General features: G+C 65.0%; 9 protein-coding genes and 2 pseudogenes. 8 read left to right on the top strand and 3 right to left on the bottom strand.

The features are described 5' to 3' along the window. Positions 1-344, bottom strand: a pseudogene (locus tag PVW46_RS22850) (sterol desaturase family protein); the annotation flags it as partial. A gap of 174 nt (positions 345-518) precedes the next feature. On the opposite strand from PVW46_RS22850, the gene PVW46_RS22845 reads away from it, so the two are divergent. The 3 genes from PVW46_RS22845 (at position 519) to PVW46_RS22835 (ending at position 3,333) form a co-directional block, all read left to right on the top strand. After that, on the top strand, positions 519-1,550 hold the full coding sequence (locus PVW46_RS22845; RefSeq protein ID WP_069210258.1) for a LacI family DNA-binding transcriptional regulator: 1,032 nt from the start codon (positions 519-521) through the stop codon (positions 1,548-1,550). 89 nt (positions 1,551-1,639) lie between these two features. Beyond that, positions 1,640-2,413 carry a FadR/GntR family transcriptional regulator gene (locus PVW46_RS22840; protein WP_052244812.1) on the top strand — a complete coding sequence of 258 codons (774 nt, stop codon included), beginning with the start codon at positions 1,640-1,642 and terminating at the stop codon, positions 2,411-2,413. 2 nt (positions 2,414-2,415) lie between these two features. Next, entirely contained in the window at positions 2,416-3,333 is a 918-nt protein-coding gene (locus PVW46_RS22835) for a glutaminase (protein ID WP_069210294.1), read from the top strand. On the opposite strand, the gene PVW46_RS22830 is transcribed toward PVW46_RS22835, so the two are convergent. Continuing rightward, positions 3,303-3,992 (bottom strand): DUF1028 domain-containing protein, encoded by a 690-nt coding sequence (locus tag PVW46_RS22830; protein ID WP_069210257.1) that lies wholly within the window; start codon positions 3,990-3,992, stop codon positions 3,303-3,305. The two genes, PVW46_RS22835 and PVW46_RS22830, sit on opposite strands and share 31 nt — an antisense overlap. A gap of 117 nt (positions 3,993-4,109) precedes the next feature. Here PVW46_RS22830 and PVW46_RS22825 point away from each other — a divergent pair, with 117 nt between their 5' ends. From PVW46_RS22825 to PVW46_RS22810, 4 genes are all read left to right on the top strand, one after another. Next, the gene (locus tag PVW46_RS22825; RefSeq protein ID WP_274577786.1) at positions 4,110-5,687 is read left to right on the top strand and encodes an ABC transporter substrate-binding protein; all 1,578 of its coding nucleotides are present in this window, start codon (positions 4,110-4,112) and stop codon (positions 5,685-5,687) included. A 147-nt stretch (positions 5,688-5,834) separates the two neighbouring features. Continuing rightward, positions 5,835-6,782, top strand: a complete 948-nt coding sequence (locus tag PVW46_RS22820; RefSeq protein ID WP_069210292.1) for an ABC transporter permease — start codon at positions 5,835-5,837, stop codon at positions 6,780-6,782. Further along, positions 6,782-8,662, top strand: coding sequence for a dipeptide/oligopeptide/nickel ABC transporter permease/ATP-binding protein (locus tag PVW46_RS22815; RefSeq protein WP_069210293.1), 1,881 nt, complete (start codon positions 6,782-6,784; stop codon positions 8,660-8,662). The genes PVW46_RS22820 and PVW46_RS22815 overlap by 1 nt, the downstream gene beginning before the upstream one ends. After that, positions 8,659-9,615 (top strand): ABC transporter ATP-binding protein, encoded by a 957-nt coding sequence (locus PVW46_RS22810; RefSeq protein ID WP_069210256.1) that lies wholly within the window; start codon positions 8,659-8,661, stop codon positions 9,613-9,615. Before PVW46_RS22815 ends, PVW46_RS22810 begins: the two co-directional genes overlap by 4 nt. A gap of 9 nt (positions 9,616-9,624) precedes the next feature. Here the strand turns inward: PVW46_RS22810 and PVW46_RS22805 are convergent. Further along, positions 9,625-10,085: pseudogene (locus tag PVW46_RS22805) on the bottom strand (Lrp/AsnC family transcriptional regulator). A gap of 195 nt (positions 10,086-10,280) precedes the next feature. On the opposite strand from PVW46_RS22805, the gene PVW46_RS28860 reads away from it, so the two are divergent. Then, the coding region (locus PVW46_RS28860) for a pyruvate dehydrogenase E1 component-related protein (protein ID WP_500862259.1) at positions 10,281-10,420 on the top strand (140 nt) is incomplete at its 3' end.

Here is a 10,420-nt window from a genome sequence, read left to right as displayed (position 1 = left end):
GCGGGGAACTTGGCGTTGTACTTGAACCGCGTGCCCTGCCTGCGCCGAACGTAGTAGAACAGCTCGATGGCGCCATACATTGCGAAGATGCCCGCCATGTTCACGAGCAGCAGGTAGAGCGGCCAGCCCCAGCTGAGCGTCGCCAGCGTCTGGGCATCGGGGATCACGAAGACCCAGTAGAGCAGGGCCGTCGCCATGTGAAAGGCGTTCCAGGGCCAGAGGTAATCGACCAGGAAAGCACCCATCTTGTTGAACTTGCCCAGCCAGAAGGGGGCGATTTCCAAAGGCGCGTTCGGGGCCCAGTTGCCGCGTTTGTCACGGGTGCCGTACTGCAGATCATCCATGAGTGCGCCCTCCCCAGCGTCTCATCGGCGCTGGCAGAAAACTGCGCCGACCGATGCATGTTTTCTTTACGAATTGACCTGCATCAAATCAAGCTTGCTGATGTGATGAGAGTGATTTCATATCATTTCAGTTCACGCGACAACCAAGATGAAACGAAATGAAGTGACCCCGACATGGTGAAACGACCGACAATTCCTGACCTGGCAGAGGCTGCGGGCGTCTCGGTTTCGACGGTCAACAGGGTGATCAACAAGGCCGACAGCGTGCGCCAGCCGACCCGGGAAAGGGTGCTGCGGGCGGCGCAAGACATCGGGTTCTATGGCCTTGGGGCAATTGAATATTCCGTCCACGCCGGCCGGGAGGTGCATCGCCCGGGCGTGTTGCTCTTGCAGGAGCGGCGCCCGTTCTACCGCGACCTTGGCGCGGCCTTTCGGCAGGCTGCCGAAGAGCACACCGATGGCCGGATCGAGCTGACCCTGGAGTTTCTGGACGACCTTTCGCCCGAGGTCGTGGCAGACCGGCTGAGACAGCTTGGCGCGAATTGCGATTCGGTGGCCCTGGTGGCCGCGGAACATCCTCTCATCACCGATGCGATCGATTCCCTGCTGCTGCGGGGCACCCCTGTCATGGGGCTGATCACCCCCCTGACCGCGCGGGGGAATGTCGGCTACGTGGGGCTGGACAGTTTCAAGGTAGGGCGCACCGCTGCCTGGGCCTTTGACAAGATCTGCCACCAGAGGGGCGAAATAGGCATCCTTGTCGGCAACACGCGCTACCGCAACCAGGACCTGAACGAGAGCGGCTTTCGCTCTTATTTCCGCGAGAACGCCTCCGGTTTCACCCTGTTGGAGCCGCGCGCGACCTTTGAATCGGCAGATGTGGCGCGCGAGATGACCGAAGACCTGTTTGCCCAGCACCCCGAGATGTGCGGGATTTTCATCTCTGGCGGGGGGATCACCGGGTCATTGGCCGCCCTGCGCGAGGCGCCCCGGCGTCCCGGCTTTGTCGCGGTGGGTTATGAACTGATGGATGTCACGCGCAGGGCGCTTTTCGACGGCACGCTGACGATGGCGATATCGCACCCGATGGAGGCCCTGGCCCGCCAGACCCTGGCCGCGCTGGTCAAGTCCAAACGCGCCGGGCCGGACGCCGGGGCGCAGAACGTCATGCTGGATTTCGACATTCATACGTCCGAAAATCTGTGACCCGTCCCGATGTGGCCCGAACTTATGCCTCTTGAATTTATCATGATGAATTGCTTGTCTCTTGCAATGTCGTCACGGACCCGTTCCAAATGACCGGCCTGCAAGGCCCCGGCCCCCTGACACGCGATGGCACGCGCCGGTCGCGCCCGGTGCGCGTGGCCGAGGCCATCAAGGACTGGGTGGTCGAACGCGGGCTGCAACCCGGCGACCGTCTGCCCGGCGAGGCAGAGCTGATCGCCGAATTCGGCATGTCCAAGGGCACGATCCGCGAGGCGATGCGCCTGTTGCAGGCGCAGGGCCTTGTGGTGACCAAGACCGGCCCGGGCGGTGGCAGTTTCGTGGGCGAGGTCGGCAAGGACCGGGCCCATGCGCTGCTGGGCAATTATTTCTATTTCCGCAATATCTCGATCGACGACATCTACCAGGTGCGCATCGCGCTGGAACCGGAGCTGGCGGCCTCTTTGGCCGGGCGGCTGACGCCGGAACAACTGGCAGAGCTGGGGCGGATCATGACCACCTATGCCGAACCCGCCGAAGATGCCGAGGGCGAACGCGCCCAGCATGTCGCCTCGCTGGTGTTCCACGCGCGCCTGGCTGAGTTTGCGGACAACGCCTTGCTGGGGTTCTTCATCGGCTTCATGGCGCAGATCCTGGCCGACCTGACCGTCTACAAACGCCTCTATTCCAAGCCGAACCACGAACTCTGGCGGCAGGGACGCGACCACCAGGCGGGACTGGTCGAGGCGCTGCGCAACGGCGATGCCGAGGCCGCCCGGGCCATCATGCGCGAACACATGGAAATGGCACGCCGCCTGATGGAGGACCAGGAGGCGGTGGTCATGAAACGATTCATGGCGGAATGAGCATGGACGGACTGGCGAAAGAGCTGGAACGCCTCGTGGCCGAGGCGCGGGGCGCGGGCGACTGGGGCCGTCCCGCAGATTACATCCCCGAACTGGCCAAGGTCGATCCGGCGCAGGTAGGGGTTGCCCTCTGTCTGGCCGACGGGACGGAGCTTGGGGCAGGGGAGGCGGACAGGCCCTTTTCGATCCAGAGCATCTCGAAGGTGTTTTCGCTGGCGGCCGTTCTGGGGCGGCTGGGGGATGACCTTTGGCGCAGGGTCGGGCGCGAACCCTCTGGCACCGCCTTCGACAGCATCTTTCTGCTGGAGCATGAGAACGGCCGCCCGCGCAATCCTTTCATCAACGCGGGGGCCCTGGTGACAACGGACGCGCTTTTGGGCGGGCGTGAACCCCGGCAGGCGCTATCCGAAATCATGCACCTTGTCCGCGCCGCGGCCGAGGATGACGACATCCATATCGACAAGGCGGTGGCGGAGTCGGAAAAGGCCACGGCCAGCCGCAATATGGCGCTGCTGTACTACCTGCAATCGCATGACAACCTGCTGAACCCGCCCGAGATGGTCATGGGCACCTACGCCCATCAATGCGCCATCGAGATGACCTGTCGCCAACTGGCGAGGGCGGGGCGGATGCTGGCGATGCTGCCCGGCGTGCCGGCGATGATCTCGCCGCTCCGGGCGCGGCGGATCAATGCGCTGATGATGACTTGCGGGCAATATGACGGCTCGGGCAATTTCGCCTTTCGCGTCGGCCTGCCGGGCAAGAGCGGGGTGGGCGGGGGGATCCTGCTGGTGGCGCCGGGCGTGGCTTCGATCGCGGTCTGGTCGCCGGGGCTGGACAGCTATGGCAACTCGCAGGTGGGCACCTGGCTGGCCGAACGGATCGCCGGTTACACCGGCTGGTCGGTCTTCGCACCGTAGGGGGTGGCGCGCTCGGGGTCGTCGAGCGTCGGCACCATGACGGCCCAGTCGGCATAGTCGCCGCTGGTGGCGCGCTGGTGCAGCGCCCGCAGATCGGCCAGAGGTGTCGCCGAATGATCCACGCGCAGGGTCAGCGGCGCCATGTCCCGCCCGACGATCAGCAGCGCGGCAGAGAGCAGCCCCCGGCTGTCGCCCCCGGCGGCCGCGGCCGCATCCAGCGCGGCCAGCAGGCGCAGATCGAATGCGCCCTCGGCGGCAAGGAACCCGTCCAGCATCGCTTGCAGCACCTCCTCGGAAGAGAGCAGGTTGCCGGTGACGATCACCTTGTCCGCGCTGCGCGCGCCCGCCGCCTGAATACTGTCGGCGCCGGTAAAGCTGGCGGTGCCGCCTGTCGGGTCCAGCGTCGCCAGCTGCCGCTGGCCGCGGCCGCTGTCGGCGCCGGTCACACGCTCCACGGCGTCGCGTGCGGAAAGTCCGGATTTCATCAGGGCGAGCGTCTCTGTCCCCCACATGGTCGAGGGCAGGGACCCCTGTGAGGCCGACATCCCCGATTCGGCATCCCCGCGCAGAACCCAGCCGCCGACACAGAGACTGCCCGTGGTGGCGGCACCGCCGTAGCGGCCTGTTTTTTCATCGTATGCAAGGATCGAAATCGTCATGCGGGAGCCTCCTCATCATGAGACTTGAATTTATCATGAAAATTTGGCCTCATGCAATTTATCATGAAAAATAAAAAATGAAGAACAAGACCCAAGGACAACAGCGGAGGTAACGCAATGTCGCTCTTCTCTTTCACCCGCCGAGGGCTGCTTGCCGCCGGGACGGCGCTTGCGCTGACAGTCGGCACACTGACCGGGGCCCAGGCGCAGACGCCTCCGGGCGTCCTGATCGTCGGCCAGATCGCCGAGCCCAAGGCGCTGGACCCGGCGGCGGTCACGGCGGTCAACGACTTCCGCATCCTGATGAACGTCTACGACGGGCTGGTGCGCTACAAGGATGGCACGCTGGAGGTCGAGCCGGCGCTGGCGACCGACTGGACCATCTCGGAGGACGGCACCGAATACACCTTCAACCTGCGCGAGGGTGTGAGCTTTCACGACGGCAGCCCGTTCAACGCCGAGGCGGTGAAATTTAATTTCGAGCGGATGCTGAACGAGGACCACCCCTATCACGACACGGGTCCCTTCCCGCTGGCCTTCTTCTTCTCGGCGGTGGAAACCATCGAGGTGGTGGATGACCTGACGGTGAAGTTCACCCTGAACGCGCCCTATGCGCCGTTCCTGTCGAACCTTGCCTATCCCACCGGCCTGATCGTCTCGCCCGCCGCGGTCGAACAGTACGGATCGGATTTTGGCCGCAATCCCTCGGGCACCGGCCCGTTCACCTTTGCCGAATGGCGGTCGAACGAAGCGGTGGTGATCGAGGGCAACCCCGACTACTGGGGCGGGGCACCGGATTTGCAGGCGGTGGTGTTCCGCCCGATCACCGATGCCAATACCCGCACGGCGGAAATGCTGGCCGGGGGGATCGACCTGATGGTCGAGGTGCCGCCCGTGGCCCTGTCCGAATTCCAGGGCGCGGAATACACGGTGCACGAGCAGGCCGGCCCGCATGTCTGGTTCCTGATCCTGAACGCCAAGGAAGGCCCCTTTGCCGACAAGTTGGTGCGCCAGGCGGCGAACTACGCGGTCAACAAGACCGCGCTGGTGGACGACGTGCTGGAAGGCACCGCTGCCGTGGCCGCAGGCCCGACGCCGCCGGCCTTCGCCTGGGCCTACAACGAGGATCTCGAGCCCTATCCCTATGATCCCGACAAGGCCCGCGCGCTGCTGGCCGAGGCCGGTGCCGAGGGGGCGGAGCTGACATTCTTCGTGACCGAGGGCGGGTCCGGCATGCTGGACCCGATCGCGATGGGCACGGCGATCCAGGCGGACCTGGAAGCGGTCGGCTTTGACGTCACGATCGAGACCTACGAGTGGAACACCTTCCTGGGCGAGGTGAACCCGGGTCTGGCGGGCAAGGCGGACATGGCCGAGATGGCCTGGATGACCAACGACCCCGACACGCTGCCCTTCCTCGCGCTGCGCACCGATGCCTGGCCCGAGGCGGGCGGGTTCAACTCTGGCTATTATTCGAACCCGAAGGTGGATGAACTGCTGGAGGCGGCCCGCGTCGCCACCGACCAGGACGAGCGCGCGCGTCTTTACAAGGAGATGCAGACCATCGTTCAGGAAGATGCGCCCTGGGTCTTTGTCGCCAACTGGAAGCAGAACGCGGTGACGAGCGACCGGGTCGAGGGCTTTTCCTTGCAACCGTCCTTCTTCCTGCTGCTGGATGACGTGGTGAAGAACTGATCGCGAGTCGGGCGGGGCCGGGCATCGAGCCCGGCCCCGCCCGCCGGGGGCTCTGCCCCCGAAGTGCGCCTGCGGCGCACACCCCCGGAGGTATTTCTTGCCCAAAGAAGCCAGGGGTCGTTTTCCCGCCAGACAAAGGGGGTGCGCATGGGGCGCTATATCCTCGGACGACTGATTTCCGCCATTCCGGTGCTGCTGGGCATCACCGTGATCGTCTTCCTGATCATGGCGCTGATCCCGGGCGATCCGGCGACGGCGATCCTGGGCAGCTACGCGACGCCGGAGAACGTGGAAAAACTGAACCGCGACCTTGGCTTGGACAAGCCCCTGGTGGCGCAGTATTTCATCTGGCTCGGCAACATGCTGCAGGGCGATTTCGGCACCAGTTTCTCGCTCAACCGGCCTGTGATCGACGAGGTTCTGGAGCGGTTCAACGGGACGCTGATCCTGGCCGGGACGTCCTTTGTCATCTGTTCGGTGCTGGGCATCATGGCGGGCGTGATCTCGGCCGCCAACCAGTATGGCTGGGCGGACAAGGGCATCACCTTTGTCGTGCTGCTGGGGATCTCGATCCCGAGTTTCTTTCTCGGCATGATGATGATCCTGTTCTTCTCGGTGAACCTTAGGATATTCCCGGTTTCCGGCATGTGGCCGATCTATGGCACGCGGGATATCTGGGCGCTGCTCAATCACCTGGTCCTGCCGGCCAGTGCGCTGGCGGTGGTCGCCACCGGCGTGATCGCGCGCCTGTCGCGTTCCGCGATGCTGGAGGTGCTGCGACAGGATTTCATCCGCACCGCGCGGGCCAAGGGCGTGAATGAGCGCGGCGTGATCTGGCGCCATGCGTTGAAGGCGGCGATGGTCTCGATCATCCCTGTCCTCGGCATCCAGGCCGGGTTCGTCCTGTCGGGCGCGGTCTATATCGAGATCGTCTTTCAATGGCCTGGCGTGGGCCGGATGCTGGTCGACGCGATCCTGAAGCGGGACATCCTGCTGGTGCAGGGGGGCGTGGTCTTTGTCGCCGCCTGTTACGTCCTGTTCAACATCGTGGTGGACGTGGCGCAGAGCCTGCTGGACCCGAGGATCAAGACATGATGGCCTTTCTCAAACTCCTCGCCCGCAACAGGCTGGCGCTGGCCGGGGGCATTGTCCTGAGCTTCGTCGTTCTGCTGGCGCTGATCACGCCGCTCCTGCCCTTGGCGGAGCCGAACGTGACCAATACCGCCGCGCGGTTCCAGAAGCCCTTTACCGAGGGCGCGCTCCTGGGCACAGATCACCTTGGCCGGGACCTGCTGTCGCGGCTGATGTGGGGCACGCGGTTGTCGCTGGCCGTGGGGTTCGCCGCAGCCGTGGTCGCCGCCACGCTGGGCGCGGCCATCGGCATCGTCGCCGGGTTCTACGGCGGGCGGACCGATAACCTGATCATGCGCGGCGTCGACATGCTGATGGCCTTTCCCTACATCCTGCTGGCGCTGGCCATCGTCGCCGCCCTTGGGCCGGGTCTGTTCAACGCGCTGATCGCCGTGGCCGCCGTGAACGTGCCCTTCTTTGCGCGCAACATCCGGGGCATCACCGTGGGCATCGCGCACAAGGAATTCGTCGATGCGGCGCGTCTGGCGGGCTTGTCGAACACCCGCATCATCCTGACGGAAATCCTGCCCAACGTGATCCCGGTGATCGTGATCGCCATGTCGACCACCATCGGCTGGATGATCCTGGAAACCGCCGGGCTCTCCTTCCTCGGGCTGGGCTCGCAGCCGCCGCAGGCGGACCTGGGCTCGATGCTGGGCGAAGCGCGCTCGGCGCTGATCACCAACCCGCATACCTCGGTCGTCCCCGGCATCATGATCCTGATCATCGTCATGTCGATCAACCTCTTGGGCGACGGGGTGCGGGACGCGCTGGACCCGAGGCTGAAATCCGGCGCGCTGTCGCGCCCGATGGCCTCCACGATGGTCCGCCGCGAGGACCCGGTGCCCCAAGCCGAGGGCAAGGGCCTGCTGGAAGTGCAGGAGTTGCAGACCCAGTTCCACGTCAAGGATCGCGTCTATCGGGCGGTGGGCGGCGTGTCCCTGCATGTCAAGCCGGGGGAGTGCCTGGGCGTGATCGGTGAAAGCGGGTCGGGAAAATCCGTCACCGCGCTGTCGGTCATGGGGCTGGTGGCCTCGCCGCCCGGGGTCATCACCGGGGGTGCGGTGCGCTATGATGGCGACGACCTGATCGGCGCGCCTTATCGCAAGCTGCGCGAGATGCGGGGCCGCAACGTCGCCTATATCTTCCAGGACCCGCTGGCCACGCTGCACCCGCTCTACAAGGTGGGTGACCAGTTGATCGAGGCGATCCGCGCGCATCGGCCCATCAGCAAGAGCGAGGGGCAGGCGCGGGCCATCGAACTGCTGAAAGCGGTGCGCATTCCCAACGCCGAAAAGCGGATCACCGATTATCCGCACGAGATGTCGGGCGGGATGCGCCAGCGCGTGGGGATCGCGATGGCGCTGGCCAACGATCCCGACATCATCATCGCGGATGAGCCGACAACGGCGCTGGACGTGACCGTTCAGGCGCAGATCCTGTCGCTGCTGGATGACCTGCGCCGCTCGCGCGGGCTGGCCATCGTGTTCATCACCCATGATTTCGGCGTGGTGGGGCAGCTGTGCGACCGGGTGGCCGTGATGTACGCGGGCCGCATCGTCGAAGAAGGGCCGACGCAGTCGGTACTGGAAACGCCGACGCATCCCTATACCGCCCGGCTGATGGCCTGTGTTCCGGAACTGGGCGAGGGCAAGCGACGGCTGGAGGCGATCCCGGGCCTGCCACCGGTGGTGGACAAGCTGCCCGCAGGCTGTGCCTTTGCCGATCGTTGCGACCGGGTGCAGGCGGACTGCAGACAGGGCGAGATCGACCTCGAGCGTGAAGGCGCGCGCGCCGTGCGCTGTATCCATCCCGTGACCCCGCTGAAGGAGGCCGCAGAATGACAGAGGCGTTGAAACTGACGGAGCTGTCCAAGAGTTTCCCGGTGGGAGGTGGCTTCCTTGCGGCGTCCAGGGGGACGGTCAAGGCGGTGCATCCGATTTCCCTGACGGTCCAGCAGGGAGAGACCCTGGGCATCGTGGGGGAATCCGGCTGTGGCAAGTCCACGCTGGCCCGGATGCTGGTGGGCCTGCTGGAACCGACGACCGGCACCATCGAGATCGACGGTGCGGCGCTGGACAACGCCGACCCGGCGATTTTTGGCAAGCGCATCCAGTATGTCTTTCAGGACCCGATTTCCTCGCTCAACCCGCGCAAGACGATCCGCCAGATCATGGAGGCGCCGCTGAAACGCCTCTACGGCATGGACCGCGCGCAGCGCGACACGCGGATTTCCGAGATATTCGCCAGCGTGAACCTGCGCGAGGAGTTCCTGGAGCGCTATCCGCATGAATTTTCAGGCGGGCAGGCGCAGCGGATCGGGATCGCCCGGGCGCTGGCGGCGAATGCGCGTATCCTGATCCTGGATGAGCCGGTGTCGGCGCTGGATGTCTCGGTGCAGGCGCAGGTGCTGAACCTGCTGGCGGACCTCAAAAAGGAATTCAGCCTCACCTACCTGTTCATCAGCCACGACCTTGCGGTGGTCGAGGCGGTCAGCGACCGGATCGCGGTGCTTTACTTTGGGTCCGTGGTCGAACTTGGCCCGGCCGAAGAGATTTTCCGTGCCCCGCGTCACCCCTACACCAAGTTGCTGGCCGACAGTGCGCCGGTGGTCGGGCGGCCGTTGACGGCGCCGGAATCGAAGGAGACCGAGCTGCCAGACCCGCTGAACCCGCCGCCCGGCTGCGCCTTTGCCGCGCGCTGCCCGCGCTCCAGCGACCGCTGCCGCAAGGAGGTGCCCCGGCTGGAAGGCGACCGCGTACAGGCGGCCTGTTTTCATCCGCTGGACGGCGACTGACGGTGCCGGTCAATCCAGCCGTGAAAACCCCTTCTTGACGCGCCGGATGGGGATCGAGGACTCGATGGAGGCCACGCCCGGCACCTTGGTCAGCCGGCGAGTCAGGAAGCCTTCGAACTCGACCAGGTCGGCGACCGCGACACGCAGCAGGTAATCCCGGTCATCAGCCAGCAGTCGATCACCTCGGGACAGGCGTTGACTGCCTGTTCGAAGGCTTGCAGCCGGTCGTCGACCTGGTGATCCAGCTTGACCGAGACAAAGACGCTGAAGGGATAGCCCAGTTTGGCCTCGTCCAGATGCGCGTGATAGCCGCTGATGTATCCACGCTCTTCAAGGATGCGAACCCGCCGGGCGCAGGGCGACGGCGACAGGTTCACCCGCCCGCTCAGCTCTTGCAGGGTCAGGCGGGCATCACGCTGGACCTCGCGCAGGATGGCGTGGTCGATGGAATCGAGGCTGTCGGCGCTCATGGTGAATCTTGTAAGGTATTGCGAAATTATTGACGGATTCCTCCAAAGATCAGCCTGAAGAGTGGTTGGTTTGGCGCCAATTGCCCCGCGCGCCTGTCTAGGTCTGGCCAAAGGCAGGAGTGAATGATGGCCCGGCACCAGACCCGTTTTGACCGTATCCCCCAGGATCCGGACCCCGCATAAACCGCTGAGTGGATCGAGGCGCTGGAAAGCCTCACCCACCATGATGGCCCTGAACGGGCGCATTTCGTGATGATCGCGGTGCTGGACCCGGCGCGCCGGCTGGGGGTGACGACCCGTGGCTTGCCCTATTCGGCCTATCGCAACACGATCCC

The sequence above is a fragment of the Mameliella sp. AT18 genome (assembly GCF_028807275.1).
GTDB lineage: Bacteria > Pseudomonadota > Alphaproteobacteria > Rhodobacterales > Rhodobacteraceae > Antarctobacter > Antarctobacter albus.
The sequence above is the reverse complement of the archived record's forward strand: the minus strand, read 5'-3'. Positions and strand labels throughout refer to the sequence as shown.

What these genes read in the sequence shown, in the direction of transcription:
- PVW46_RS22840 (WP_052244812.1), top strand. Translation starts at nt 1,640, where the DNA reads ATGACCGGCCTGCAAGGCCCCGGCCCCCTGACACGCGATGGCACGCGC.
- PVW46_RS22835 (WP_069210294.1), top strand. Translation starts at nt 2,416, where the DNA reads ATGGACGGACTGGCGAAAGAGCTGGAACGCCTCGTGGCCGAGGCGCGG.
- PVW46_RS22830 (WP_069210257.1), bottom strand. Translation starts at nt 3,992, where the DNA reads ATGACGATTTCGATCCTTGCATACGATGAAAAAACAGGCCGCTACGGC.
- PVW46_RS22845 (WP_069210258.1), top strand. Translation starts at nt 519, where the DNA reads ATGGTGAAACGACCGACAATTCCTGACCTGGCAGAGGCTGCGGGCGTC.
- PVW46_RS22820 (WP_069210292.1), top strand. Translation starts at nt 5,835, where the DNA reads ATGGGGCGCTATATCCTCGGACGACTGATTTCCGCCATTCCGGTGCTG.
- PVW46_RS22825 (WP_274577786.1), top strand. Translation starts at nt 4,110, where the DNA reads ATGTCGCTCTTCTCTTTCACCCGCCGAGGGCTGCTTGCCGCCGGGACG.
- PVW46_RS22815 (WP_069210293.1), top strand. Translation starts at nt 6,782, where the DNA reads ATGGCCTTTCTCAAACTCCTCGCCCGCAACAGGCTGGCGCTGGCCGGG.
- PVW46_RS22810 (WP_069210256.1), top strand. Translation starts at nt 8,659, where the DNA reads ATGACAGAGGCGTTGAAACTGACGGAGCTGTCCAAGAGTTTCCCGGTG.